Source organism: Rhizobium sp. FKL33 (assembly GCF_005222915.1).
Taxonomy (GTDB): domain Bacteria; phylum Pseudomonadota; class Alphaproteobacteria; order Rhizobiales; family Rhizobiaceae; genus Rhizobium_E.
Window position 1 is genome coordinate 301,961 of record NZ_STFX01000031.1, and the last position, 25,105, is coordinate 327,065.

A 25,105-nucleotide genomic window follows, 5' to 3' on the forward strand; every position below is an offset into this window, starting at 1 on the left:
CCGAAAATAATGCAACATTTTCAGGGTCTTGGATTCGGTGCGCCGTGTCCGGGATCCTGAGAGGAAATAGGGAAACTCAGCGCGTGGCAGAGTCATCGCAAATCGTTTCTGGCGTGGCAGAACGTTATGCCTCGTCCCTCTTCGAACTGGCGCTGGAACAGAATGCGGCGGGCGATGTTTCCGCTGCGCTGGATCGTTTCCAGGCGCTTCTGGATGAGTCGGAAGATCTCCGCCGTCTCGTGACGAGCCCGGTGTTCGGGGCCGACGAGCAGGTGCGGGCAATCTCCGCCATCCTCGACAAGGCCGGCATCGGCGGCCTCGCGGCCAACCTGATCAAGGTTGCGGCGTCCAATCGGCGCCTGTTCGCGGTGCCCGGCATGATCCGCGCCTATCGCGCCATTTACGCCCGCCATCGCGGCGAGGTGACCGCCGACGTGACGTCGGCCCATGCTCTGTCTCAGGAGCAGGAACAGGAATTGAAGGCGGCGTTGAAGAGCGTCACCGGAAAAGACGTGGCGATCAACATTGCCGTGGACCCCTCTCTTCTTGGCGGCCTGATCGTCAAGCTTGGTTCGCGTCAGATCGACACCTCGCTTCGCACCAAACTTTCTACCCTTAAGCTTTCACTGAAAGAGGTTGGCTGATGGATATCCGCGCCGCGGAAATTTCCGCAATTCTCAAGGACCAGATCAAGAATTTCGGCAAGGAGGCTGAAGTCTCCGAAGTGGGTCAGGTGCTGTCCGTCGGTGACGGCATCGCCCGCGTTTATGGTCTGGACAATGTTCAGGCCGGCGAAATGGTCGAATTCCCCGGTGGAATTCGCGGTATGGCCCTCAACCTCGAATCCGACAATGTCGGCGTGGTTATCTTCGGCTCCGACCGTGACATCAAGGAAGGCGACACCGTCAAGCGCACCGGCGCCATCGTCGACGTGCCGGTCGGTCCGGAACTACTCGGCCGCGTCGTAGACGCGCTCGGCAACCCGATCGACGGCAAGGGCCCGATCAATGCGTCGCGCCGTTCGCGCGTCGACATCAAGGCTCCGGGCATCATTCCGCGCAAGTCGGTGCATGAGCCGATGTCGACCGGCCTCAAGGCCATCGACGCGCTCATCCCGGTCGGTCGCGGCCAGCGCGAACTCGTGATCGGCGACCGCCAGACTGGCAAGACCGCCATCATTCTCGACACCTTCCTGAACCAGAAGCCGATCCACGACAACGGCCCGGACAACGACAAGCTGTTCTGCGTCTACGTCGCAGTCGGCCAGAAGCGTTCGACCGTCGCCCAGTTCGTGAAGGTCCTCGAAGAGCGCGGCGCTCTGAAATATTCGATCGTGATCGCGGCGACCGCCTCCGATCCGGCCCCGATGCAGTATCTCGCTCCGTTCGCGGGCTGCGCCATGGGCGAATACTTCCGCGACAACGGCCAGCACGCCCTGATCGCTTATGACGACCTGTCCAAGCAGGCCGTGTCCTATCGCCAGATGTCGCTCTTGCTGCGCCGCCCGCCGGGCCGCGAAGCCTATCCGGGCGACGTTTTCTACCTGCATTCGCGCCTGCTCGAGCGCGCCGCCAAGCTCTCCGACGAGCGCGGTGCCGGCTCGCTGACCGCTCTGCCGGTCATCGAAACCCAGGGCAACGACGTGTCTGCCTTCATTCCGACCAACGTGATCTCGATCACCGACGGCCAGATCTTCCTCGAAACCGACCTGTTCTATCAGGGCATCCGTCCGGCCGTGAACGTCGGCCTGTCGGTGTCGCGCGTCGGTTCCTCGGCCCAGATCAAGGCGATGAAGCAGGTTGCCGGCTCGATCAAGGGCGAACTCGCCCAGTATCGCGAAATGGCCGCCTTCGCACAGTTCGGTTCGGACCTCGACGCCGCCACGCAGCGCCTGCTCAACCGCGGCGCCCGCCTGACGGAGCTGCTCAAGCAGCCGCAGTTCTCGCCGCTCAAGACGGAAGAGCAGGTCGCGGTGATCTTCGCCGGCGTCAACGGTTACCTCGACAAGCTCACCGTGGCTCAGGTCGGCAAGTTCGAGCAGGGTCTGCTCGGCTACCTCCGCACCGAAGGCAAGGCGATCCTCGACGCGATCCGCACCGACAAGCAGATCACCGACGACACCAAGGGCAAGCTGAAGGCCGCTCTCGACAGCTTCTCCAAGACGTTCGCCTGATCGGACAAGCTGGGACGGAGAACCAATGGCTTCCCTCAAGGACCTGAAAAACCGGATCGCTTCCGTTAAAGCGACGCAGAAGATCACCAAGGCGATGAAAATGGTCGCCGCGGCGAAGCTTCGGCGCGCCCAGGAAGCGGCCGAGGCCGCTCGGCCCTACTCGCAGCGCATGGGCGCCGTCATGGCGAACATCGTGACTGCAGTGGGCGGGGACGCCGACGCGCCGCGCCTGATGACGGGCACCGGGTCTGACAAGACTCACCTTCTCGTCGTCTGCACCGCCGAACGCGGCCTGTGCGGCGGCTTCAATTCGCAGATCGCGCGTTTTGCGCGCGATCACGCCCGCCGCCTTTTGAACGAAGGCAAGACGGTGAAGATCGTGACCGTCGGCAAGAAGGGCAATGACATCCTGCGCCGCGAATTCGCGAGCCTGATCATCGACCGCGTCGAACTTCGCGACGTCAAGAAGGTCGGCTACGAGAACGCCGAGGCCATCAGCCGCAAGGTGATCGGCCTGTTCGACAAGGGCGAATTCGACGTCTGCACGCTGTTCTATTCCGAGTTCAAGTCGGTGATCTCGCAGATCCCGACCGCTCTGCAGCTCATCCCGGCCGTCGCGCCGGTCGTGGCTGACAGCGCGGCGAGCTCGGCGTCGGCAGTCTACGATTACGAGCCGGACGCAGGCGCGATCCTCGGCGACCTCATCCCGCGCAACATCACCGTGCAGATCTTCCGGGCTCTGCTCGAGAATGTCGCCGGCGAAATGGGCGCCAAGATGAGCGCCATGGACAACGCCACGCGCAACGCCGGTGAGATGATCAACAAACTGACGCTCAGCTACAACCGCCAGCGTCAGGCGAAAATCACCACCGAACTGATCGAAATCATCGCAGGCGCGGAAGCGCTCTGATCTACAAGAAAAGAGGGTATGAATATGGCTACGGCAGCTACCCAGTCCGCCGCCGGCAAGGTGACCCAGGTCATCGGCGCCGTCGTTGACGTCTCGTTCGAAGGCGCTCTGCCGCCGATCCTGAACGCGCTCGAAACCGACAACGGCGGCAACCGCCTCGTTCTCGAAGTGGCGCAGCATCTCGGCGAAAACACCGTCCGCACCATCGCCATGGACTCCACCGAAGGCCTCGTTCGCGGCCAGCCGGTGTCCGACACCGGCGCGCCGATCTCGGTGCCGGTCGGCGACGAAACGCTCGGCCGCATTCTTAACGTCATCGGCGAGCCGGTCGACGAACTCGGCCCGGTTCCGACCGAAGCCCGCCGCGCCATCCACCAGGCCGCTCCGGAATATGTCGAGCAGTCGACGGAAGCCCAGATCCTCGTCACCGGCATCAAGGTCGTCGACCTCCTGGCGCCTTACGCCAAGGGCGGCAAGATCGGCCTGTTCGGCGGCGCTGGCGTCGGCAAGACCGTTCTGATCATGGAACTGATCAACAACGTCGCGAAGGCCCATGGCGGCTACTCCGTGTTCGCCGGCGTCGGCGAGCGCACCCGCGAAGGCAACGACCTCTATCACGAAATGATCGAGTCCAAGGTTAACGTCGACCCGCGCGAGCATGGCGGCTCCGCTGCCGGCTCCAAGTGCGCGCTCGTCTACGGCCAGATGAACGAGCCGCCGGGCGCCCGCGCCCGCGTCGCTCTGACCGGCCTGACCATCGCGGAAGACTTCCGCGACAAGGGCCAGGACGTGCTGTTCTTCGTGGACAACATTTTCCGCTTCACCCAGGCGGGTTCGGAAGTGTCGGCGCTTCTCGGCCGTATTCCTTCGGCCGTGGGTTATCAGCCGACGCTCGCCACCGACATGGGCGCTCTGCAGGAACGCATCACCACCACCACCAAGGGTTCGATCACCTCGGTGCAGGCCATCTACGTTCCCGCCGACGACTTGACCGACCCCGCGCCGGCCACCTCGTTCGCCCACCTCGACGCGACCACCGTTCTCAGCCGTTCGATCGCCGAAAAGGGCATCTATCCGGCCGTGGACCCGCTCGACTCCACCTCGCGCATGCTTGACCCGATGATCGTCGGCGAAGAGCATTACGAAGTGGCTCGTAAGGTTCAGTCGACCCTGCAGCGCTACAAGGCTCTCCAGGACATCATCGCCATCCTCGGCATGGACGAACTGTCTGAAGACGACAAGCTGACGGTCGCCCGCGCCCGCAAGATCGAGCGCTTCCTGTCGCAGCCGTTCCACGTCGCCGAAGTCTTCACCGGTTCGCCGGGCAAGCTCGTCTCGCTGGAAGACACGATCAAGGGCTTCAAGGGCCTGGTCAACGGCGAATACGACCACCTGCCGGAAGCCGCCTTCTACATGGTCGGCTCGATGGACGAAGCGGTCGAAAAGGCCAAGAAGCTGGCTGCCGAAGCCGCCTGATAACCTCTGGCGCGGTCTTCCGGCCGCGCCGTCTCCGACACGAAAGAGTGAGTGATCATGGCTGATAGCTTCAGTTTCGAACTTGTCTCTCCGGAGCGCCTGCTCATGTCGGCAAGCGCGACCGAAGTGGTCCTGCCGGCGACCGAAGGCGAAATGGCGGTGATGGCCAATCACGCGCCCTTCATGACGACGATTCGCCCCGGCGTGGTCACCGTCAAGGAAGCCTCCGGCCAGACCCATAAATTCGTGGTGTTTGGCGGCTTCGCCGACATCGTTCCGTCCGGCTGCACCCTGCTCGCCGAATCGGCTCTGCCGGTCAGCGAATTCCGCAAGGATCAGTTGGCCAAGCGCGTCGATCTGGCAAAGGCGGATCTCGCCAGCGCTCCGGACGATGAAGCGCGGACGCGGATTTCGCAGTTGATCGCCGATCTCGACAGCCTCTCGTCTGTCGCGGCGTGAGCGAAGACAACACCGAGAAAGACACTGAACCCGGCGCCATCGCCGGGTTCTTCATTTCTGCGAGTTTTCGCAGCGGGATCGGCGCGATCTATTGTGAAAAGCAGTCTCGAGCTTGAAAACAAGATCGGCTCATATAGCCTGACGTTTCACTATTTGGAGGCGGGCTTGCAAGCGGAGCGTCTTTTATTGGACGGGGTGTTCAAGATCACTCCGCAGAAATTCGGCGACAACAGGGGCTACTTCTCGGAGGTGTTCAAGGCCGGCTGGTTCCGCGAAAACGTTGCCGATGTCGACTTCGTGCAGGACAATCAGTCGCTGTCGGCGGAGGCGGGCACGGTGCGGGGCCTGCACTTCCAGCTCGATCCCTTCGCCCAGGGCAAGCTGGTGCGCTGCATCGCCGGCAGCCTGTTCGATGTCGCGGTCGATATCCGCCTGGGCTCGCCGACCTATGGCCAATGGGTGGGGGCGACGCTGAGCGCGGACAATGGCGAGCAATTGTGGATTCCGGCCGGCTTTGCGCATGGTTTTGCGACGCTGGAGCCTGATACCGTCATCCATTACAAGGTCACCGCGCCCTATAGCGCCGCCCATGATCGCGGTCTGTTGTGGAACGATCCCGACATCGGCATCGCCTGGCCCGAGGCAGCGCTCAAGAATGCAGTGCTGTCCGACAAGGATCGGAAACAACCCCGGCTCGCGGATCTGCCGCCGTCCTTCCATTTCAGCAGAGAGGAAACCGCCTGATGCGTGTTCTGGTCACCGGAGGCGCGGGCTTTATCGGCTCGGCGCTCGTGCGTCATCTCGTGCGCGATGTCGGCGCAGAGGTGTTGAATGTCGACAAGCTCACCTATGCCGGCAATCTGGCGTCGCTGACGTCGATCGAGAATTCACCCAACTATCGGTTCCTCAAGGCCGATATCTGCGATGGCGCGGCGATGGCCGAGGCATTTTCCAGCTTCCGCCCCGACCGCGTCATGCATCTGGCCGCCGAGAGCCATGTCGACCGCTCGATCACCGGCGCGGCCGACTTCGTGCAGACCAATGTCATGGGCACGTTCCAGCTGCTCGAAGCGGCGCGGCGCTATTGGTCCGAACTCGACGGCGCGGAAAAGGACGCCTTCCGCTTCCTGCATGTCTCGACCGACGAAGTCTATGGATCGCTCGGCGCGGAGGGACTGTTCGAGGAAGTGACGCCCTACGACCCCTCCTCGCCCTATTCGGCGTCCAAGGCCGCGTCGGATCATCTCGCCATCGCCTGGCATCGCACTTATGGGCTGCCGGTTGTGGTGTCGAACTGCTCCAACAATTACGGTCCCTTCCATTTCCCGGAAAAGCTGATCCCGCTGGTCATTCTCAACGCCCTGCATGGCAAGGACCTGCCGGTCTATGGCAAGGGCGAGAATATCCGCGACTGGCTCTATGTCGAGGATCACGCCCGGGCATTGGACCTCATTGCCGCCCGCGGCCGTCTCGGCGAGAAATACAATGTCGGCGGCCGCAACGAGCGCCGCAATATCGATGTGGTTGGCGCCATCTGCGCGCTGATGGACGAGATGCGGCCGAAGGCGTCGGGCTCGCATGCCGACCTCATCCGCTACGTCACCGATCGACCGGGCCACGACGCCCGCTACGCCATCGACGCGACCAAGCTGGAGACCGAACTCGGCTGGAAGGCGCAGGAGAATTTCGACAGCGGCATCCGCGCCACCGTCGCCTGGTATCTCGCCAACGAATGGTGGTGGAAGCCCTTGCGCGACGGCGTCTATTCCGGCGAGCGCCTCGGCGTCCTCAAGGCGAAGGGCTGATCATGCGGCTTCTGGTCACCGGAAAACAGGGGCAGGTCGCAACCGCGCTTGATCAGACAAACCGTACCATAGAAAGTCTGTCCAAAAAACAGGATCAGGCATCGTCATGAAGGGCATCATTCTCGCCGGCGGGTCCGGCACCCGGCTTTATCCGATCACCCAGGCTGTCTCCAAGCAGCTGATGCCGATCTATGACAAGCCGATGATCTATTATCCCCTGACCACGCTGATGCTGGCCGGCATTCGCGAGGTGCTGATCATCACCACGCCGCATGACAACGAGGCCTTCAAGCGCCTGCTCGGAGATGGCGGGCAGTGGGGCATTTCGATAACCTACGCCGTGCAGCCGAGCCCCGATGGTCTGGCCCAGGCCTATATCATCGGCGCGGACTTCGTGAACGGCGATAGTTCCGCCCTCGTCCTCGGCGACAACATCTTCTTCGGCCATGGTCTGGCCGGCATTCTGCAAGATGGCGCCGCGCTCACGTCTGGCGCGCGGGTCTTCGCCTATCACGTCACCGATCCCGAACGCTATGGCGTGGTCGAGTTCGACAGCACGATGAAGGCTGTCAGCATCGAGGAAAAGCCCAAGGCGCCGAAATCGAGTTGGGCGGTGACGGGGCTCTATTTCTACGACGCGCAGGTGGTCGACATCGCCGCCAATCTCAAGCCCTCGGCGCGCGGAGAGCTCGAAATCACCGACGTCAACCGCATTTACCTCGAACGCGGTCAACTCTCGGTCGAACTGATGGGCCGCGGTTACGCCTGGCTCGACACAGGCACGCCCGACAGCCTGCTCGACGCTGCCGAATTCGTCGCCACCCTCGAACGCCGCCAGGGCTTCAAGATCGCCTGCCCCGAAGAAGTCGCCTATCGCATGGGCTTCATCGACGCCGCACAGCTGGAAAAGCTGGCGTCAGCGCTGGGGAAAAGCAATTACGGGCAGTATCTCCGCCGCGTGCCCACGATGGGCTGACGGACGGAGACGATCCCTCAAATGAAACGGGCGGCCCCAGGGCCGCCCGATCCGTTTTGCCGCTCAGCAGGAGCGCATCAGTTCCATTCGCGGATGTCGACGAAGTGGCCGGCGATCGCAGCGGCGGCGGCCATGGCCGGCGACACCAGATGCGTGCGGCCCTTGAAGCCCTGACGGCCCTCGAAATTGCGGTTCGAGGTCGAGGCGCAGCGCTCGCCCGGCTTCAGGCGGTCGTCATTCATGGCGAGGCACATCGAGCAGCCCGGCTCGCGCCAGTCGAAACCGGCGGCCTTGAAGATCTTGTCGAGACCTTCTGCTTCCGCTTGCTCCTTGACGAGGCCGGAGCCCGGGACGATCATCGCGGAGACGGTGGAGGCCACCGTCTTGCCTTCGACCACCTTGGCGACTTCGCGCAGGTCTTCGATGCGGCCATTGGTGCAGGAGCCTATGAAGACGCGGTCGATGGCGATGTCGGTGATCTTGGTGCCCGGCTTCAGGCCCATATAGTCCAGCGCGCGCCATTTGGAGGTGCGCTTGTTCTCATCGGTGATGTCGTCGGGATTGGGAACCACGCCCTGCACCGAGATCACGTCCTCGGGCGAGGAGCCCCAGGAGACGATCGGCGGCAGATTGGCGGCGTCGAGCACGACGACGCGGTCATAATGCGCGCCTTCGTCGGATTGCAGCGTCTTCCAGTAGTCGATCGCCATCTCAAGCGCCTTGCCCTTGGGCGCGCGCGGCTTGTCCTTGATGTATTCGAAAGTCTTCTCATCCGGCGCGATGAGGCCGGCGCGGGCGCCGCCTTCGATCGTCATGTTGCAGACGGTCATGCGGCCTTCCATCGACAGCGAGCGGATTGCTTCGCCGGCGAATTCGATGACATGGCCGGTGCCGCCGGCAGTGCCGATTTCACCGATGATGGCGAGGATGATGTCCTTGGCGGTGACGCCCGGCGGCAGCTGGCCGTCGACGCGCACAAGCATGTTCTTGGCCTTCTTCTGGATCAGCGTCTGAGTGGCCAGAACGTGTTCCACTTCCGACGTGCCGATGCCATGCGCCAGAGCGCCGAACGCGCCATGGGTGGAGGTGTGGCTGTCGCCGCAGACGATGGTCATGCCCGGCAGGGTGAAGCCCTGTTCGGGGCCGACGATGTGGACGATGCCCTGGCGCTTGTCGCTGGCCGAGTAATATTCCACGCCGAAATCGGCGGCGTTCTGCGCGAGCGCCTCGACCTGGATGCGGCTTTCCTCGTTCTTGATGCCGAGATGGCGATCCGGCGAGGTCGGCACATTGTGGTCGACGACGGCGAGCGTCTTCTCCGGCGCGCGGACCTTGCGGCCGGTCATGCGCAGGCCTTCGAACGCCTGTGGGCTGGTCACTTCGTGAACCAGGTGGCGATCGATATAGAGGAGACAGGTGCCGTCGGCCTGCTGATCGACGACGTGGTCGTCCCAGATCTTGTCATAGAGTGTGCGGGGTGCGCTCATGGGTTTCACCGTGCTGAACTATAGAGGAAAAAGGCGTCGCGAGACGCTGATCCGCGAGAAGCGGCCAGCGGACGGGATCAGCCGAGATGGGCGGTGGCGCGGCCGGAAAGGGCGGCAAAGAAGCGCTGCGGCAGGCGTTTGCGGTCCTGCAGCACGAAAAAATATCTCTTTGGCGCGCGTTTGCTCATGGCGCTTCTTTACCATCATTCTAAACGGGCGGCAATGGCCGACCTTGGGCGGTTTGTCGCCGCCGCCGCTAACCTCGACCCCAGGGTCGCGCCGGGTCGCGATGCATTCCGGACGCCCTGAAGTCGGTCGGCGTGACGCCGAAGATGCGCCGAAAGGCTTTCGAAAAGTAATTGGCGTCGGCGAAGCCGGCTTGCGCCGCCACGTCCCGGATCGAGGGCGCGGGCTCCGCAGCCAGGAGCCGCGCGGCGTAACGTAGATTCTCCTGCAACAGATAATCCGCCGGGGTCTCGCCCGTCGCCGCCGTGAATTGCCGGGAAAAATGCGCGCGGCTGAGACCGGCGAGCTCGGCCATGCGTGTCACGCTCATCGCCTTGCCGGGATGGGCCGCGAGATGAGCAAGCACCCGCGCCACGCCTTCCGGCGCATCCCCTTGGGCCCCGTTCTGAGCCGTGACCGCCTGAAGCGCGCAGAGCGCAAAGGCGTAAGCGAGGCTGGAGGCGCGATAGGGATCATGGTCTTCCCGCATCAGGTCGCGGCAGAGACCTGCGAGCCTGTCCGCCGCGTCGGCTGGGATCGCGGGCGCAGTCCCTCCAGCAAGCCGCGCCCGCTCCATCAGCCGCAACGCCTCGGGTCCGCGCAGCGACACCCAGAAAAACTCCCAGTCGTCGCCGTCTTCCAGCCAGTAGCGATGATCTTCCGGAACCATCAGGAGCATCGCTTGTCCGGCTCCGACCACGTGCCGGTCGCGGCCGAAGGCGAGACGCCCGGCGCCCGACATCGTATATTGAAAGATGGCGAAGGGCTCAGCGCCGCGCTTGCGGCCGTCCCAGTCATAGTCGGGCCCGCGCCTTTTTTCATAACCGCATCCGGTCGGATAGATGACGAAGGGCGCGCCGCCCCGGGGCGGCGTTTGCAGATAGGGGCCTGCGGCGATGAGGTCGGAGAGCACGATATTACCCTTTGCAGCACAACTATCCTCTTACCTCCTGATTAGACGAGGATTATGGTGCGCGCAATCGGCGCATCCCTCCCAAGGAGACAGCACAAAATGACGAGAAATCCAAAAATCACCTTCATCGGCGCGGGTTCCACCGTGTTCATGAAGAACATTATCGGCGACATCCTGCAGCGGCCGGCTTTGTCCGGCGCCACCGTGGCGCTGATGGACATCAATCCCGAGCGCCTCGCCGAGAGCGAAGTGGTGGCGGGTAAGCTGGTCTCCACGCTCGGAGCTAGCGCCAAGGTCGAAACCTACGACAATCAGAAGAAGGCGCTGGACGGCGCGGATTTCGTGGTCGTCGCCTTCCAGATCGGCGGCTTCGAGCCCTGCACGGTCACCGATTTCGACGTGCCGAAGAAATATGGCCTGCGCCAGACGATCGCAGACACTCTCGGCATCGGCGGCATCATGCGTGGCCTGCGCACCGTGCCGCATCTCTGGTCGATCTGCGAGGACATGCTTGCGGTCTGCCCGAACGCCATCATGTTGCAATATGTCAACCCGATGGCCATCAACACCTGGGCGATCGCGGAAAAGTACCCCACGATCAAGCAGGTCGGCCTCTGCCATTCCGTTCAGGGCACGGCCTGGGAACTGGCGCGCGATCTCGAAATTCCGGTCGAAGAGATCCGCTACCGCGCCGCCGGCATCAATCATATGGCCTTCTATCTCAATTTCGAGCATCGCCAGCCGGACGGTTCGTTCAAGAACCTCTATCCGGAGCTGCTCAAGGGCTATCGCGAAGGACGCTTCCCCAAGCCGAGCCATTGGAACCCGCGCTGCCCGAACAAGGTGCGCTACGAGATGCTCACCCGTCTCGGCTATTTCGTCACCGAGAGCTCGGAGCACTTCGCCGAATACACCCCCTATTTCATCAAGGAGGGCCGCGAGGATCTGATCGAGAAGTTCGGCATTCCGCTCGATGAATATCCCAAGCGCTGCGTCGAGCAGATCGAGCGCTGGAAGACCGAGGCCGAAGAGCTCAAGAACTCGCCGACCATCGAGATCAAGCAGAGCCATGAATACGCCTCCGAGATTGTCAACTCGGTCTGGACCGGCCAGCCCTCGGTGATCTACGGCAATATCCGCAACAATGGCTGCATCACCTCGCTGCCGGCCAATTGCGCGGCGGAAGTGCCCTGCCTGGTCGACGCCAACGGCATCCAGCCGACCTATATCGGCGAATTGCCGCCGCAGCTCACCGCGCTCATCCGCACCAATATCAATGTGCAGGAGCTGACGGTGAAGGCGCTCTTGACCGAAAATCGCGAACATATCTATCACGCCGCGATGATGGATCCGCATACGGCCGCAGAACTCGATCTCGACCAGATCTGGTCGCTGACTTCGGATCTCCTGAAAGCCCATGGCGAATGGCTGCCGGCCTGGGCCCGCGGCTGATCCAGCCCGCCTTTCCAATGTTTCGAGCCGGCGGTCACCCCGCCGGCTTTTTCATGTCTCGAGACAAGAAAAAAACCCGGGACGCGTGACGATCCCGGGTGGAAGGTAGCGGTCCTGCATGCGCATGCGGCCGCCTGGGAGGATGGCGCCGGTCGGGGCGGGAAGGAGGATGAAGCCCCGACCGGGCGGTGCGGCGCCGGAGAACCGGCGCCACGCGCATTCTTAGTTGTGGTAAGCGGCTTCGCCATGCGAGGCGAGGTCGAGACCTTCGCGTTCGGCTTCCACCGGCACGCGCAGGCCGACGATCAGGTCGACGATCTTGAAGAGGATCGCAGACACGATGCCCGACCACAGCAGCGTGACGATCACGCCCTTGAACTGGCTCCAGACCTGCGTGCTCAAGCCGGGGTAAACCGAGCTGTTGGCGACGTAGTCGACGATGCCGGCGCCGCCGAGGGCCGGATCGACCACGATGCCGGTCAGCAAAGCGCCGAGAATGCCGCCGACGCAGTGGATGCCGAACACATCGGCGGTGTCGTCGTAACCGAGCTTGTTCTTCACCGTCGAGACGAAGAAGTAGCAGATCGGCGACACGACCAGACCCATGACGATCGCGCCCACCGGACCGGCGAAGCCGGCAGCCGGGGTGATGACGACGAGGCCGGCGACAGCGCCCGACACTGCGCCGAGCATGGACGCCTTGCCGCGAGCGAAGCTTTCGACCACGGACCAGGACACCAGCGCAGCGGCCGTGGCGAGGAAGGTGTTGATCATCGCCAGTGCGGCGTAACCATTGGCTTCCAGGTTGGAGCCGGCGTTGAAGCCGAACCAGCCGACCCACAGCAGGCCAGCGCCGACCAGCGTGAGGGTCATGGAGTGGGGAGCCATCATGTCCTTGCCGTAACCGGTGCGCTTGCCGACCATATAGGCGCCGACGAGACCGGCGATACCGGCATTGATGTGAACCACGGTGCCGCCGGCGAAGTCGATCGCGCCGAACGCCCAGATCAGGCCAGCGCCGGCAACGGTCGCATCAGCCGCATTCGTGGACGCGAATTCCGGACCAGGCCACCACCAGACCATATGCGCGACCGGGAAGTAGACGAAGGTCAGCCACAGGATGGTGAAGAGGATGACGGCCGAGAACTTGATGCGCTCGGCGAAAGCGCCGACGATCAGGCCCGGGGTGATGGCGGCGAAGGTCATCTGGAACGCCAGGAAGGCGTATTCCGGAATGACCACGCCGCGCGAGAAGGTCTCGACGACCGTCGACGGGTCGACGCCAATCAGGAAGGCCTTGGAGAAACCGCCGACGAAGGAGTTGAGCGAGCCGCCATCGGTGAAGGCGAGCGAGTAGCCGTAGAACACCCAGACCAGCATGGCGGTCGCGGCGACCACGGTCACCTGCATCAGCACGGAGAGCATGTTCTTGGCGCGAACCAGGCCGCCGTAGAACAGGGCGAGGCCCGGGATGGTCATCAGCAGCACGAGCACGCTGGAGACGAGCATCCAGGTCGTGTCGCCCTTATCGGGAACAGGAGCAGCAGCAGCGGCGGCCGGCGCGGCCTCCTGGGCGAAAGCGACGACCGGAGCCATCGCGGCCGAGGCGGCAAGCGCCGCGCGGCTCAGAAGAGTGGAAAGTCTCGTTGCGGACATAAAGTGTAACTCCCTACGATAGCGGACGTCAGAGCGCTTCGGCGTCGGTTTCGCCGGTGCGGATGCGCACGGCATGGTCAATCGAGTAGACGAAGATCTTGCCGTCGCCGATCTGGCCGGTCTTGGCGGCGCCGGCGATCGCTTCGACCGCCTTGTCGACCAGTTCGCCGGAAACGGCGAGTTCGATCTTCAGCTTCGGCAGGAAGCTGACGGCGTATTCGGTGCCGCGATAGATTTCCGTGTGTCCCTTCTGCCGCCCGTAGCCCTTCACTTCGGTTACGGTCAGGCCCTGAATGCCGACAGCCGTGAGGGCTTCGCGCACCTCATCGAGCTTGAACGGCTTGATAATGGCCATCACAATTTTCATCTGGTTTCCCATCCTTTGACGAACATGCCGGCGGGGATCCGCCTCTCCGTGATCTCGGGAAAAAGTCTCATGCCCTCCCGTGACTGTGCTTACCAATACAAGGCGCGTGCCAGTTTCGAGGTGAGGGCGTAAGCTTTTGAAAACTATGAAATAAATGTTGTCGGATCAAAAAAAGGGCAGTTAATCCGAAATTAGCCGCCTAAAATTAGTGCAAAAATTGCAAAATGCACTCAATTTAATCATTTGCTCGTTTGCGAATCAGACCCTCCTGGGCCGTCGAGGCGATCAGGCGTCCTGAACGGTTATAGATCGACCCACGACTCAACCCACGCGCGCCGCCGGCGAAGGGACTGTCCTGGGTGTAGAGCAGCCAGTCGTCCAGCGGATCCTCGGCGTGAAACCACATCGCATGGTCGATGCTCGCGGCCTGGATGTCGCGGTCGAACACCGATTGGCCATGCGCGAACAGCGATGTGTCGAGCAGCGTCATATCCGAGAGATAGGCGAGCACCGCCGCCCGCAATGCGCGGTCGGCCGGCGGCGCGCCATTGCCCTTGATCCAGATATGCTGGGACGGCGGCAGCCTGTCGCGCGAGATGTAATGCGTCATCGACACCGGGCGAACCTCGACGGGGCGCTCGCGCAGCCAGTAGGCGCGCACATGGTCGGGCGCGTGTTTGAGATAGGTCTCGTAAAGGGCCTGCGAGTCCGGCAGCGTCTCCGGCGCCGGCACATCCGGCATGTCGATCTGGTGCGTGAGGCCTGATTCGTCGATCTGGAAGGACGCCGACAGCGCGAAGATCGGCTTGCCGTGCTGGATGGCGATCACCCGCCGGGTCGAGAAACTGCCGCCATCGCGCATATTCTCGACCTCGTAGAGGATCGCTAAGGAGGGATCGCCGGGACGCAGGAAATAGGCATGCAGCGAGTGGACATGCCTGCCCTCGGGCGCGGTGCGGCAGGCGGCGACCAGCGCCTGCGAAATCACCAGCCCGCCGAACACGCGCTGCCAACCGACATCGGGGCTCGCGCCGCGATATTTGCCTTCCTCGATCTTTTCGAGATCGAGGATTTCCAGAAGCTGGGCCATGTCGGTGAGCTTGTTTCCCTGGCGCGGCATTTTGGCGTTCTCCGATGGTTTAATCAGCGCGTTCATTCCTCTATACTCCCCGCCGAAATGCGGGCAAGCCGCGAGAAGGAGCATGGTCCATGTATGACATTCTGGTCGCAGGCGGCGGTTATGTCGGTCTCTCCACGGCGGTGTCGATCAAGAAGGCCGCCCCGCATATGCGAATCCTCGTGGTCGACGCGGCGCCCGCCGGCGTCTGGGAAAAAGACGGTCGCGCTTCCGCGATCGCGGCAGCCGCCTCGCGGCTCCTGTCCGCGCTCGGGGTCTGGGAGGAGATCCTGCCGAACGCCCAGCCGATCAACCGCATGATCGTCACCGATTCCAAGACCGCCGATCCCGTCCGCCCTGTGTTTCTCACCTTCGACGGCAGGGTGGCCGATGGCCAGCCCTTCGCCCATATGGTCCCGAACCCCGCCATGATCGGCCCGCTGCTCAGGCTTGCGGGCGAACTGGGCGTGGAACTGCGTCAGGCTGCGACCGTGGACGGCTTTTCCCGCGATCCCGCCCGGATCGCCGCCAAACTCTCGACCGGCGAGACGATCGAGGCCAGGCTCCTGATCGCCTGCGACGGCGTCCGCTCCAAATTGCGCGACGCCGCCGGCATCAAGACCGTGCATTTCGACTACGGCCAGTCCGGCATCGTGGTGACGGTCGAACATGAGCGATCCCATGACGGCGTTGCGGAAGAGCATTTCCTGCCGGCCGGTCCCTTCGCCATTCTGCCCTTGCCCGGCAACCGCTCGTCGCTGGTCTGGACGGAGAGAACGGCGGACGCCGAACGTCTGGTGCGCGGCGATGATTTCCTGTTCGAGGAAGAACTCGAGCGGCGTTTCGGCCACAAGCTCGGCGCGCTCAAGGTCGTATCGCCGCGCCGCGCCTATCCGCTGGGACTGACGCTGGCGCGCGGTTTCGTCGCCGATCGTTTCGCGCTTGCCGGCGATGCGGCCCATGGCATCCATCCGATTTCGGGCCAAGGCCTCAATCTCGGTTTCAAGGATGTCGCTGCACTCGCCGAAACCATCGTCGACGCCGACCGGCTGGGCCTCGACATCGGCTCGCTCGCCGTTCTCGAACGATACGAGACCTGGCGTCGCTTCGACACGTTCCGCATGGGCGTGACCACCGATGTGCTCAACCGGCTGTTCTCCAACGATATCGCTCCGATCCGCATCGCCCGCGATTTCGGCCTCGGTCTTGTCGATCGCCTGCCGTCGCTCAAGAATTTCTTCATTGGCCAGGCGGCGGGCACGACCGGTCGCACCAATCCCAAGCTGCTCGACGGCGCGCTGCCGTAAGGTGAGCGCGAGTGAAAATAGTTAACCGGCTTGTCTTGAAACTTTTAACCTTTGGCGCCTATCTTTGAATATCGGTGCGCTCGCACCGGTGCATGTCCTGTTTAAGAAAGAAAGGAAGTCCTCTGACGACAGTGCACGCAAAAGGAGCGGCGCGTTTCGCCCCCTCCCGGAGCATGGAACGCGGTAGCGACGCCGCAGCCAAGGCTCTTGAAACGGTCCTCGAAAGCCTTGAGGACTCGAAGGCTGAAAACATCTCCCACATCGACATCACGGGCAAATCCGCGCTGGGCGATCACATGGTGATCGTGTCCGGACGCTCGAACCGTCACGTGACAGCCATTGCCGATCATCTCATCGACGACATCAAGGCGGCCGGCTTCGGTCCGACCCGCGTCGAAGGGCTGGAAACCGGCGACTGGGTGCTGATCGACGCCGGAGACATCATCGTGCATGTGTTCCGACCCGAAATCCGCGAGTTCTACAACATCGAAAAGATGTGGGCCGCGCCGGATCTCGACGAGGAAACCCTGCACTAAGCCGCTTTCGCAGAGAAAGCAGGCCAATACCCGCGGAGAATGATCTTCTCCGGCGTGAAAGATCTGGTCTGGAAAGACATGCGCATATCCGTGTTTGCGGTCGGCAGGTTGAAGTCCGGACCCGAAAGAGAGTTGGCCGATCGTTACTTCGATCGTTTCGCCAAGGCGGGCCCTTCGACTGGCCTCGAATTGGGAAAAATCACCGAAATCAATGAAAGCCGAGCCGGCAATGCGGAGACGCGCAAGCGCGAGGAAGGCGCAAGCCTGGACAAGCTCCTGGCCGATGGCGCGCAACTGATTCTGCTCGACGAACGCGGCAAGGCGCTCGACAGCGTCGCTTTCGCCGATCTGCTCGGCGGTCTGCGCGACCAGGGACGGCGCGAGACCATCATCGCCATCGGCGGTCCCGACGGCCACGATCCGGCGCTCGCCGGCCGCGCCGACCACATGCTGTGCTTCGGCAAGATGACCTGGCCGCATCAGATGGTGCGGGTGATGCTCGCCGAACAGCTCTACCGGGCCGTCACCATTCTCTCCGGCCACCCCTATCATCGCGTCTGACGCCCGAACGTCCCCGACGATCAAATCGATTTGCGCTTTCGGCAAATCAGCTTAGAGTCCCGGCCATTGAGCAATGGCGGTGGCTTGTTGAGGATCGGCGGACAATCGAAACAAGGAGCGTTCCTGCGCGCGGCCATGGCTGCGGGCCTTTTCGCGTTTGCCGATCCGGCCGTCCCCCAGGAAAACAGCGTCAAATCCGGCCCCGCCGTCAATGAAGAGGGTCTGTTGCGCATCCGCCGCAACGCCACCGAGAGCGAATTGCGCGAACTCGCCAAGAGCCTCGCCGAATCGCGCGACCGCACCAAAACGCTTCAGGCCGGCCTGATCGGCATCGAGCGCACCAGCGCGGGTTTGCGCCAGGCGCTGGTGGCGTCGGCCGAGAAACGCAAGTCGCTCGAAAAGCAGACGCTCGAAGACGAGGCCAAGCTTCGCGATCTCGAAGCCAAGCTGGCCAAAGTCAAGGCGTCGCTGCACGACAGGCGCGGGCTGCTCGCCGAAGTGCTGGCCGCGCTCCAGCGCATGGGCCGCAATCCGCCGCCGGCGCTTCTGGTCTCGCCAGACGACGCGCTGTCTTCCGTGCGCAGCGCCATCCTGCTGGGGGCCGTGGTGCCCGGCGTCCGGCATGAAACCGATCGGCTCGCCGCCGATCTCAAGAGTCTCACCGATCTCTCCGTCGCGCTGACCGCGCAGCGGCAGACCTATGTGACGACCATGGCCTCGGCGATCGAGGAAGAACAGCGGATGAATGCGCTGCTCGAGGAAAACGCCAAGCTTTCGGCCAAGAACAAGGGCGATCTGGAGCGCGAGAACCAGCGGGTCGAACAGCTCGCCGCGCGGGCCACCAGCCTGGAAAACCTGATCGCCTCGCTTGAACGCTCCATCTCGTCGGCCCGGCAGGCGGCGGATGCCGCGCGCGCCAGCGATCGCAACATGGCGGCGCTGACGCCTGCGGAACGGACGCGGTTGCAGGAGGAAGCGGGCGCCGTATTGCCCGACAAAAACCGCATTGCCCCCGCATATCCCTTCTCCGTCCTCAAGGCGAAACTGGAGCTTCCGGTTGCAGGAGAGATCATCCGCCGCGTCGGCGACGACGACGGCACAGGCCATCCCGCCCAGGGCCTCACGGTCGCGGCCGGGCCGGGACTGGTGGTGACGGCGCCGGCCGATGGCTGGGTGATGTTCGCCGGGCCATTTCGCAGTTATGGCGAAATGGTGATTATGAATGCGGGAGAGAATTACCATATACTGCTTTCCGGCATGGATAAGGTGTCCGTCCGTCAGGGCCAGTTCGTCGTCTCCGGCGAGCCGGTCGGCCAGATGGGCGCAAAGAGAATAGCAAGCGCGACCGGTCTCAATCTGGAAACGGATCGACCGACGCTGTACATAGAATTTCGAAAGGACGGAAAACCGGTCGATTCGCGGCCCTGGTGGTCCGTCAAAGAGCTTGGAAAGGCGCGAAATGATACGTAAGACTTCACTGGTGCTGCTGGGCGCATTGCTGGGCTCCACCGCCACGCTGGCCGTCTATTCCGCCGGCCTGCCGGCGCAGGCCGCCGGCTCCTCGACCTATCGGGAACTCAGCGTGTTCGGCGAAGTCTTCGAACGCGTGCGCGCGCAATATGTGACGCCGCCCAACGAGCAGAAGCTGATCGAAGCCGCCATCAGCGGCATGCTCACCTCGCTCGACCCGCATTCGAGCTATATGAACGCCAAGGACGCCGACGACATGCGCACGCAGACGCGCGGCGAATTCGGCGGTCTCGGCATCGAAGTCACCATGGACAACGAACTCGTGAAGGTCATTGCGCCGATCGACGATACGCCCGCCTCCAAGGCCGGCGTCCTGGCGGGCGACCTGATCTCCAAGATCGACGGCACGGATGTGCGCGGCATGAAGCTCGAGGACGCGGTCGACAAAATGCGCGGCGAGGTCGGCGCGCCGATCAAGCTGACCATCCTGCGCAAGGGCGCCGACAAGCCGATCGAACTCACCATCAAGCGCGACATCATCGCGGTGCAGGCGGTCAAGACCCGCGTCGAAGGCGATGTCGGTTATCTCCGCGTCATCTCCTTCACCGAGAAGACCTATGACGACCTGAAGAAGGGCATCGAGAAGATCCAGGCCCAGGTGCCGGACGACAAGCTCAAGGGCTATGTGCTCGACCTGCGCCTCAACCCGGGCGGTTTGCTCGACCAGGCGATCAACGTGTCCGACGCCTTCCTCAACAAGGGCGAGATCGTTTCGACCCGCGGCCGCATCGAAAGCGAGACCCGTCGCTTCAGCGCCACCGAAGGCGATCTGGTCAACGGCAAGCCGGTGATCGTGCTGGTCAATGGCGGCTCCGCCTCGGCGTCCGAAATCGTCTCGGGCGCGCTTCAGGATCTCAAGCGCGCCACCGTTCTCGGCACGCGCTCCTTCGGCAAGGGATCGGTGCAGACCATCATTCCGCTCGGCGACAACGGCGCGCTGCGCCTGACCACGGCGCTCTATTACACGCCGTCGGGCAAGTCGATCCAGGGCATCGGCATCACCCCCGACATCAAGGTCGAGGAGCCGATCCCGGCGGAACTGCAGGGCAAGATCGAGACGGCGGCCGAATCGGCGCTCAAGGGCCATATCAAGGGTCAGGATGAGACCGAGGAAGGTTCCGGCTCGGCGGCCTATGTGCCGCCGGATCCGAAGAACGACGTGCAGCTCAACTATGCGCTCGACCTGTTGCGCGGCAAGAAGACCGATCCGGCCTTCCCGCCGGATCAGGCCAAGGCTGTGGCGGCCGAACAGCAGAAGAAGTAAGACGGACGCGGCGGGACATGATCCCGCCGCCTCTCTGTTGAACGGGGGCAGGCTCGGACGTGACGTCGGGACTCCAATCGCCGCTGGGCAAAGGGCGAAAGCCGAAACATGATGCGCGCCCCGGGCTCCCCTGGGGGCGCATTTTTGCGTCGTCGCTCGTCGTCCTGATCTTCGCCGGCCTCGCCGCCTACCCCTATCTGTCCCCCGATCCGCTGCAGAAGCCGGCGCCGCCGGCCGAGGCGACTGCCGCGCCTGCCGAGGAGACGGTTGTCGCCGCCCCTGAGGATCCGAACGGCATCAAGCCGAGCCGCCCTTCGGATGGAGCCAATGTCGTCCGGCAGGTGATGCCGGATGGCTCGGTGGTGACCAAGTACAGCCCGCGCGATCAATCCGAGGACGGCCCCAAGCTGATCGACGCGACGGCGACCGGCCCGCAATCGCCCGATCTCGCAGCCTTTCCCGATGAAGCGCTGATCGAAGACACGCCCGATGGCAAACTGCCGGTGATCGCCGCGGACGGCACGCGGCCCTTCGATCGTTACGCCCGTCCCTGGTCGGGCGCGCGGGGCACGCGAATCGCCATCGTCGTCGCCGGCCTCGGCCTCAGCCAGACCAGCACGCAGAAGGCGTTGCAGGTTCTGCCGGAAGAGATCACGCTGGCTTTCGCCGCCAATGGCAATTCCCTGTCGCGCTGGGCGCCGGAAGCCCGGCGCACCGGCCATGAAATCCTGCTTCAGGCGCCGATGGAGCCGTTCGATTATCCCGACAACGATCCCGGTCCGTTGACGCTGACCCATGACCAGAGCGAGGCGCGCAATCTCGATCTCCTGCATCAAAGCATGGGCAAGATGACCAATTACACCGGCGTGATGAATTTTCTCGGCGGCCGTTTCCTGTCCGATGCGGACGCGTCGGCGCCTGTGCTGCGCGACATCGCCCGGCGCGGCTTGATGTTCCTCGACGACGGCACGGCGTCGCAGTCGCTGTCGCCTGTCTACGCCAAGGCCTATGGCATGCCGCACGCCTTCGCCGATCTCGTGCTCGACCAGGAGGTCAATCACGGCGCCATTCTCGCCAAGCTCGACGATCTCGAGCGCATCGCGCTGCGCAAGGGTTCGGCGATCGGCGTCGCCTCCGCCTTCGACGACAGCGTCGCCGCTATTGCCGAATGGTCGCGCGAGGCGGCGCGTCGCGGCATCGAGATCGTGGGCGTCTCCGCCCTCGCAACCGTTCCCAACTGACGAAAGCGCGAAGGTCGCGCAAGGACAAGACGATGAGCAAGACGATCAAGGCCGAAGACCTGCCCTACCGCCCCTGTGTGGGCATCATGGTGCTCAATCGAGAGGGCCTGGTCTGGGCCGGCCGGCGCATCCCGCTCGGCAATTCCGAATATGACGGCTCGCCGCAGCTCTGGCAGATGCCGCAGGGCGGCATCGACAAGGGCGAGGATCCGGAAGCGGCCGCCTATCGCGAACTCTATGAGGAAACCGGCATCAAGTCGGCGACGCTGATCGCCCGCGCCAAGGACTGGATCCATTACGACCTGCCGCCGGAACTGATCGGCATCGGTCTCAAGGGCAAATATCGTGGCCAGACCCAGGCCTGGTTCGCCTTCCGTTTCGAAGGCGAGGATTCCGAAATCGCCATCAACCCGCCGCCGGGCGGCCACGAACCTGAATTCGACCAATGGGAATGGAAGCGGATGGAGGATCTGCCGGGCCTGATCGTGCCGTTCAAGCGCGCGGTCTATGATCAGGTGGTTGCCGAATTCGCGCATCTCTCCGGCGTCACGGCCTGATCTCCAAAGCCAATAGAAAAGCCGCCGGAACCCGGTTCCGGCGGCTTTTGCAATTCTGACGGCCGATTATTCCGCTTCGTCGGCGGAGGCGGCGTTCAGCTGGCCATACTTTTCTTCGCCGAGCTTGGACAGCAGTTCGAGCTGGGTTTCCAGGAAATCGATATGGCCTTCTTCATCGATCAGAAGCTGTTCGAACAGCTTCATCGACACATAGTCGCCGGCCTCGTGACAGATGTCGCGGGACTTTTTGTAGGACGTGCGGGCGTCGTATTCACCGGCGAGATCGGCTTCGAGCACTTCCTTCACCGTCTGGCCGATGCGCAGCGGCGCGAGCGTCTGCAGGTTCGGATGGCCTTCGAGGAAAATGATGCGAGCGACGATCTTGTCGGCATGCTGCATTTCCTCGATCGATTCGGCGCGTTCCTTCTTGGCGAGCTTGAGATAGCCCCAGTCCTCGAGCAGGCGGTAATGCAGCCAGTACTGGTTGACCGCTCCCAGTTCGAGGAACAGTGCCTCGTTGAGGCGTTCGATGACTCTGGCGTCGCCCTTCATATGTCGTCTCCTGTTATCCAACGTAAGTATGACGGGATAAGAGCAGGAAACACACGCAAAGTCGAGCCCCTAGTTTGGAATGATTCCAAAATTGGGAGGTTTGCCGACAGACAATATTCAGGCGACGCGCGACATGCGCTGGCGGCGCTCGATGATCTCGGCCTTCTGCTCGGCGTGGAAACGCTTGAGGCGGTCGAGGAAATCCACCACTTCCGCCGTCTCGCCGCGATGACGGGCGTGGTAGTCTTCAGTGGTGCTGACGATGATGTCGACGACGTTGGGGAAACAGCCGCAGCATTTGCCACGCTTGTTCATCGCATGATAGACCTTGCCCGGCACGATCAGCTGCCAACAGTCCTCATCGAGCATCGAGACGATCACGTCCCTGATCTCTTTGTCGGTGATAATGTTGCAGCTGCAGACCATCATGGCGAGAAACCCGCTCGTCTTCCAATATGCCCCGTTATCTAAAAGCGGATGGCAAATGTCAAGAAAAACAGCGGGTCCTGCGACAAAATATGTCAACGTTTCTCCACTTTAGCGCCGGCCTCGTCTGACCCGTCACACTCTGAGCTGCAATTCATGGAAGTCTTCGGTGCCGAAGAAGCGCTTGTAGCGTTCCACCTCCGAAGGATCGCCGGTCGCCTTGCGCGGATTGTCCGACAGTTTCACCGCCGGTCGGCCATTGGCCTCGACGACCTTGCAGACGATCGAAATGGCGTCGAGCCCCAGAAGTTCGGTGGGCGCGCAACCCTGGAAGTCGTTGGTGAGATTGGTGCCCCAGCCGAAGCTCATGCGCACCTGGCCTTCGAAATGCTTGTAGGTCTCGATGATCGTGTCGACATCGAGCCCGTCGGAGAAGATCAGCAGCTTCTCGCGCGGATCACGTCCATGCGCCTTCCACCAGTCGATGATCCTCTGGCCGCCTTCGATCGGCGGAGCGCTGTCGGGACGGAAGCCGGTCCAGTCGGCCACCCAGTCCGGCGCGTTGCGCAGGAAAGCCGCCGTGCCGAAAGCGTCGGGCAGCACGATGAGCAGATTGCCGCCGTAAAGCTGGGTCCAGTCCTCCAGCACCTTGTAGGGCGCCTGGCCCAGCGCCTCGTCGGTTTCGGCGAGCGCCGCCTTCACCATCGGCAATTCATGCGCATTGGTGCCGACGGCTTCGAGATCGGTGTCCATGGCGAGCAGAACATTGGATGTGCCGGTGAAAGCCGGGCCGATGCCTTCCTTCAGCGCTTCGACGCACCAGCGATGCCAGAGGAAGGAATGCCTGCGCCGTGTGCCGAAATCGGAGATGCGAAGGCCGGGATATTGCCGCAAGCGCTCGACCTTCGACCACATCTTCGCTTTGGCGCGAGCATAGAGCACATCGAGCGTGAACTGGCCCAGGCCCTTCATCGCCGCCCGCGAGCGGAGCTCGTTGATGATCGCCAGCGCCGGGATCTCCCACATCGTGGTTTCCAGCCAGCGGCCTTCGAAGCACAGCTCATACTGGCCATCCTTCACGGACAGCTCATAGTCCGGCATGCGGAAACTGGCGAGAAAGGCGATGAAGTCAGGTTCAAAGATCTGCTTCTTGCCGTAGAAGGTGTTGCCGGCGAGCCAGATCAGCTCCTTCTTGGTGAAGCGCAGCTCACGGACATGGTCGAGCTGGTCGCGGAGTTCCTGCTCGTCGATATCGTCGGCGAGGCGCACGCGCGTCGTCCGGTTGATCAGCGAGAAAGTGGCGCGCACATCCGGATGCAGCTTCCAGATCATCTGCAGCATCAGGAGCTTGTAGAAATCCGTGTCGAGCAGACTGCGCACGATCGGGTCGAGCTTCCAGGCGTGATTGTACACGCGCCGGGCGATATCTGTCTTGGCCGCCATGCGGCGTCTCCTCCGTGCCTGTCAGACGAGCGTCACGCCCGCCTGCCGCATTTTTTCAAGTTGCGCGCTCATCGATCCGCCGAGATCGATGCCGCGACAGGCGTCGAGCGCCACCGTGGTCTTGAAGCCGGCGGCCACGGCGTCGAGCGCCGAGAAGGCGACGCAGAAATCGGTGGCCAACCCGCAGAGCGTCACGGCCTCGATGCCGCGTTCGCGCAGATAGCCGGCGAGGCCCGTCGGCGTGGTATGGTCGTTCTCGAAGAACGCCGAATAGGAATCGATCGCTGTCCGATAGCCCTTGCGGATCACCAGCTCGGCCTTGGTCCAGACCAGTCCCGGATGGAACTCCGCGCCGGGCGTGCCCTGGATGCAATGATCCGGCCAGAGCGTCTGTTCGCCATAGGGCATGGTCACGCTGTCGAACGGGGCCTTGCCGGCATGGCTGGATGCGAAGCTTGAATGTCCCGCCGGATGCCAGTCCTGGGTCAGCGCCACATGGTCGAAACGTGAAATCAGCGCGTTGACGGCCGGCAGGATCGCGTCGCCATCGGCAACCGCGAGCGCGCCGCCGGGGCAGAAATCGTTCTGGACGTCGATGACGACAAGCGCTTCTCTCAGCATGTCAACCCCCATATGTGTCTGATGAAAGGTCAATCATGTTTGCGGCCGGGA

Annotated in this window: 25 protein-coding genes; 16 read left to right on the forward strand and 9 right to left on the reverse strand. The window is 63.0% G+C overall.

Annotated elements, in window-relative coordinates:
• The first annotated feature begins 83 nt into the window (after positions 1-83).
• The 8 genes from E8Q41_RS19605 (at position 84) to rfbA (ending at position 7,799) form a co-directional block, all read left to right on the forward strand.
• Positions 84-644: a F0F1 ATP synthase subunit delta gene (locus E8Q41_RS19605; protein ID WP_137157341.1), complete on the forward strand. Its 561-nt coding sequence runs from the start codon at positions 84-86 to the stop codon at positions 642-644.
• The gene (atpA, locus tag E8Q41_RS19610) at positions 644-2,173 is read left to right on the forward strand and encodes a F0F1 ATP synthase subunit alpha (protein ID WP_137157239.1); all 1,530 of its coding nucleotides are present in this window, start codon (positions 644-646) and stop codon (positions 2,171-2,173) included. The genes E8Q41_RS19605 and atpA overlap by 1 nt, the downstream gene beginning before the upstream one ends.
• A gap of 25 nt (positions 2,174-2,198) precedes the next feature.
• Positions 2,199-3,083: a F0F1 ATP synthase subunit gamma gene (locus E8Q41_RS19615; protein ID WP_137157240.1), complete on the forward strand. Its 885-nt coding sequence runs from the start codon at positions 2,199-2,201 to the stop codon at positions 3,081-3,083.
• Positions 3,084-3,107: 24 nt separating this feature from the next.
• Positions 3,108-4,559 carry a F0F1 ATP synthase subunit beta gene (gene atpD, locus E8Q41_RS19620; RefSeq protein WP_137157241.1) on the forward strand — a complete coding sequence of 484 codons (1,452 nt, stop codon included), beginning with the start codon at positions 3,108-3,110 and terminating at the stop codon, positions 4,557-4,559.
• A 57-nt stretch (positions 4,560-4,616) separates the two neighbouring features.
• A complete protein-coding gene (locus E8Q41_RS19625) occupies positions 4,617-5,018 on the forward strand; it encodes a F0F1 ATP synthase subunit epsilon (RefSeq protein WP_137157242.1) in 402 nt (133 codons plus the stop codon).
• Positions 5,019-5,183: 165 nt separating this feature from the next.
• Positions 5,184-5,762 carry a dTDP-4-dehydrorhamnose 3,5-epimerase gene (gene rfbC, locus E8Q41_RS19630; protein ID WP_137157243.1) on the forward strand — a complete coding sequence of 193 codons (579 nt, stop codon included), beginning with the start codon at positions 5,184-5,186 and terminating at the stop codon, positions 5,760-5,762.
• On the forward strand, positions 5,762-6,823 hold the full coding sequence (rfbB, locus tag E8Q41_RS19635) for a dTDP-glucose 4,6-dehydratase (protein ID WP_137157244.1): 1,062 nt from the start codon (positions 5,762-5,764) through the stop codon (positions 6,821-6,823). Before rfbC ends, rfbB begins: the two co-directional genes overlap by 1 nt.
• Before the next feature lie 106 nt (positions 6,824-6,929).
• Entirely contained in the window at positions 6,930-7,799 is an 870-nt protein-coding gene (rfbA, locus tag E8Q41_RS19640) for a glucose-1-phosphate thymidylyltransferase RfbA (protein WP_137157245.1), read from the forward strand.
• Between the two features lie 77 nt (positions 7,800-7,876).
• On the opposite strand, the gene leuC is transcribed toward rfbA, so the two are convergent.
• Positions 7,877-9,286, reverse strand: a complete 1,410-nt coding sequence (gene leuC / locus E8Q41_RS19645) for a 3-isopropylmalate dehydratase large subunit (protein ID WP_137157246.1) — start codon at positions 9,284-9,286, stop codon at positions 7,877-7,879.
• Positions 9,287-9,542: 256 nt separating this feature from the next.
• Complete coding sequence (locus tag E8Q41_RS19650) at positions 9,543-10,424, reverse strand: AraC family transcriptional regulator (protein WP_137157247.1); 882 nt, start codon at positions 10,422-10,424, stop codon at positions 9,543-9,545.
• Between the two features lie 99 nt (positions 10,425-10,523).
• Here E8Q41_RS19650 and E8Q41_RS19655 point away from each other — a divergent pair, with 99 nt between their 5' ends.
• On the forward strand, positions 10,524-11,876 hold the full coding sequence (locus tag E8Q41_RS19655; RefSeq protein WP_137157248.1) for an alpha-glucosidase/alpha-galactosidase: 1,353 nt from the start codon (positions 10,524-10,526) through the stop codon (positions 11,874-11,876).
• A gap of 222 nt (positions 11,877-12,098) precedes the next feature.
• Here the strand turns inward: E8Q41_RS19655 and E8Q41_RS19660 are convergent, their stop codons facing one another.
• From E8Q41_RS19660 to E8Q41_RS19670, 3 genes are all read right to left on the reverse strand, one after another.
• Positions 12,099-13,532, reverse strand: a complete 1,434-nt coding sequence (locus tag E8Q41_RS19660) for an ammonium transporter (RefSeq protein WP_137157249.1) — start codon at positions 13,530-13,532, stop codon at positions 12,099-12,101.
• A 28-nt stretch (positions 13,533-13,560) separates the two neighbouring features.
• Positions 13,561-13,911 (reverse strand): P-II family nitrogen regulator, encoded by a 351-nt coding sequence (locus tag E8Q41_RS19665; protein WP_170976542.1) that lies wholly within the window; start codon positions 13,909-13,911, stop codon positions 13,561-13,563.
• Positions 13,912-14,134: 223 nt separating this feature from the next.
• A complete protein-coding gene (locus E8Q41_RS19670; protein WP_137157342.1) occupies positions 14,135-15,019 on the reverse strand; it encodes an acyl-CoA thioesterase II in 885 nt (294 codons plus the stop codon).
• Between the two features lie 89 nt (positions 15,020-15,108).
• Between E8Q41_RS19670 and E8Q41_RS19675 the strand changes: the two genes are divergently transcribed.
• From E8Q41_RS19675 to E8Q41_RS19705, 7 genes are all read left to right on the forward strand, one after another.
• Positions 15,109-16,323 carry a ubiquinone biosynthesis hydroxylase gene (locus E8Q41_RS19675; RefSeq protein ID WP_137157251.1) on the forward strand — a complete coding sequence of 405 codons (1,215 nt, stop codon included), beginning with the start codon at positions 15,109-15,111 and terminating at the stop codon, positions 16,321-16,323.
• A gap of 92 nt (positions 16,324-16,415) precedes the next feature.
• Entirely contained in the window at positions 16,416-16,859 is a 444-nt protein-coding gene (rsfS, locus tag E8Q41_RS19680) for a ribosome silencing factor (protein WP_137157252.1), read from the forward strand.
• 78 nt (positions 16,860-16,937) lie between these two features.
• The gene (rlmH, locus tag E8Q41_RS19685; RefSeq protein ID WP_137157253.1) at positions 16,938-17,420 is read left to right on the forward strand and encodes a 23S rRNA (pseudouridine(1915)-N(3))-methyltransferase RlmH; all 483 of its coding nucleotides are present in this window, start codon (positions 16,938-16,940) and stop codon (positions 17,418-17,420) included.
• A 135-nt stretch (positions 17,421-17,555) separates the two neighbouring features.
• Complete coding sequence (locus E8Q41_RS19690; protein ID WP_137157254.1) at positions 17,556-18,890, forward strand: murein hydrolase activator EnvC; 1,335 nt, start codon at positions 17,556-17,558, stop codon at positions 18,888-18,890.
• Positions 18,880-20,214 carry a S41 family peptidase gene (locus E8Q41_RS19695; RefSeq protein WP_137157255.1) on the forward strand — a complete coding sequence of 445 codons (1,335 nt, stop codon included), beginning with the start codon at positions 18,880-18,882 and terminating at the stop codon, positions 20,212-20,214. Before E8Q41_RS19690 ends, E8Q41_RS19695 begins: the two co-directional genes overlap by 11 nt.
• A gap of 59 nt (positions 20,215-20,273) precedes the next feature.
• A complete protein-coding gene (locus E8Q41_RS19700; protein WP_137157256.1) occupies positions 20,274-21,455 on the forward strand; it encodes a divergent polysaccharide deacetylase family protein in 1,182 nt (393 codons plus the stop codon).
• Between the two features lie 32 nt (positions 21,456-21,487).
• Positions 21,488-22,012, forward strand: coding sequence for an RNA pyrophosphohydrolase (locus tag E8Q41_RS19705; protein WP_137157257.1), 525 nt, complete (start codon positions 21,488-21,490; stop codon positions 22,010-22,012).
• 66 nt (positions 22,013-22,078) lie between these two features.
• Here E8Q41_RS19705 and bfr read toward each other — a convergent pair whose 3' ends face one another.
• The 4 genes from bfr to pncA all read right to left on the reverse strand — a co-directional run bounded on the left by bfr (position 22,079) and on the right by pncA (position 25,054).
• Entirely contained in the window at positions 22,079-22,564 is a 486-nt protein-coding gene (bfr, locus tag E8Q41_RS19710; RefSeq protein ID WP_137157258.1) for a bacterioferritin, read from the reverse strand.
• Positions 22,565-22,681: 117 nt separating this feature from the next.
• Complete coding sequence (locus tag E8Q41_RS19715; protein ID WP_137157259.1) at positions 22,682-22,993, reverse strand: (2Fe-2S)-binding protein; 312 nt, start codon at positions 22,991-22,993, stop codon at positions 22,682-22,684.
• A gap of 132 nt (positions 22,994-23,125) precedes the next feature.
• Positions 23,126-24,433: a nicotinate phosphoribosyltransferase gene (pncB, locus tag E8Q41_RS19720; protein WP_137157260.1), complete on the reverse strand. Its 1,308-nt coding sequence runs from the start codon at positions 24,431-24,433 to the stop codon at positions 23,126-23,128.
• A 21-nt stretch (positions 24,434-24,454) separates the two neighbouring features.
• On the reverse strand, positions 24,455-25,054 hold the full coding sequence (gene pncA / locus E8Q41_RS19725; RefSeq protein WP_137157261.1) for a bifunctional nicotinamidase/pyrazinamidase: 600 nt from the start codon (positions 25,052-25,054) through the stop codon (positions 24,455-24,457).
• Positions 25,055-25,105: the final 51 nt, after the last annotated feature.

What these genes read in the sequence shown, in the direction of transcription:
- atpA (WP_137157239.1), top strand. Translation starts at nt 644, where the DNA reads ATGGATATCCGCGCCGCGGAAATTTCCGCAATTCTCAAGGACCAGATC.
- E8Q41_RS19615 (WP_137157240.1), top strand. Translation starts at nt 2,199, where the DNA reads ATGGCTTCCCTCAAGGACCTGAAAAACCGGATCGCTTCCGTTAAAGCG.
- atpD (WP_137157241.1), top strand. Translation starts at nt 3,108, where the DNA reads ATGGCTACGGCAGCTACCCAGTCCGCCGCCGGCAAGGTGACCCAGGTC.
- E8Q41_RS19625 (WP_137157242.1), top strand. Translation starts at nt 4,617, where the DNA reads ATGGCTGATAGCTTCAGTTTCGAACTTGTCTCTCCGGAGCGCCTGCTC.
- rfbB (WP_137157244.1), top strand. Translation starts at nt 5,762, where the DNA reads ATGCGTGTTCTGGTCACCGGAGGCGCGGGCTTTATCGGCTCGGCGCTC.
- rfbA (WP_137157245.1), top strand. Translation starts at nt 6,930, where the DNA reads ATGAAGGGCATCATTCTCGCCGGCGGGTCCGGCACCCGGCTTTATCCG.
- leuC (WP_137157246.1), bottom strand. Translation starts at nt 9,286, where the DNA reads ATGAGCGCACCCCGCACACTCTATGACAAGATCTGGGACGACCACGTC.
- E8Q41_RS19655 (WP_137157248.1), top strand. Translation starts at nt 10,524, where the DNA reads ATGACGAGAAATCCAAAAATCACCTTCATCGGCGCGGGTTCCACCGTG.
- E8Q41_RS19660 (WP_137157249.1), bottom strand. Translation starts at nt 13,532, where the DNA reads ATGTCCGCAACGAGACTTTCCACTCTTCTGAGCCGCGCGGCGCTTGCC.
- E8Q41_RS19665 (WP_170976542.1), bottom strand. Translation starts at nt 13,911, where the DNA reads ATGGGAAACCAGATGAAAATTGTGATGGCCATTATCAAGCCGTTCAAG.
- E8Q41_RS19670 (WP_137157342.1), bottom strand. Translation starts at nt 15,019, where the DNA reads ATGCCGCGCCAGGGAAACAAGCTCACCGACATGGCCCAGCTTCTGGAA.
- E8Q41_RS19675 (WP_137157251.1), top strand. Translation starts at nt 15,109, where the DNA reads ATGTATGACATTCTGGTCGCAGGCGGCGGTTATGTCGGTCTCTCCACG.
- rsfS (WP_137157252.1), top strand. Translation starts at nt 16,416, where the DNA reads ATGTCCTGTTTAAGAAAGAAAGGAAGTCCTCTGACGACAGTGCACGCA.
- rlmH (WP_137157253.1), top strand. Translation starts at nt 16,938, where the DNA reads ATGCGCATATCCGTGTTTGCGGTCGGCAGGTTGAAGTCCGGACCCGAA.
- E8Q41_RS19690 (WP_137157254.1), top strand. Translation starts at nt 17,556, where the DNA reads ATGGCTGCGGGCCTTTTCGCGTTTGCCGATCCGGCCGTCCCCCAGGAA.
- E8Q41_RS19695 (WP_137157255.1), top strand. Translation starts at nt 18,880, where the DNA reads ATGATACGTAAGACTTCACTGGTGCTGCTGGGCGCATTGCTGGGCTCC.
- E8Q41_RS19705 (WP_137157257.1), top strand. Translation starts at nt 21,488, where the DNA reads ATGAGCAAGACGATCAAGGCCGAAGACCTGCCCTACCGCCCCTGTGTG.
- bfr (WP_137157258.1), bottom strand. Translation starts at nt 22,564, where the DNA reads ATGAAGGGCGACGCCAGAGTCATCGAACGCCTCAACGAGGCACTGTTC.
- E8Q41_RS19715 (WP_137157259.1), bottom strand. Translation starts at nt 22,993, where the DNA reads ATGATGGTCTGCAGCTGCAACATTATCACCGACAAAGAGATCAGGGAC.
- pncB (WP_137157260.1), bottom strand. Translation starts at nt 24,433, where the DNA reads ATGGCGGCCAAGACAGATATCGCCCGGCGCGTGTACAATCACGCCTGG.
- pncA (WP_137157261.1), bottom strand. Translation starts at nt 25,054, where the DNA reads ATGCTGAGAGAAGCGCTTGTCGTCATCGACGTCCAGAACGATTTCTGC.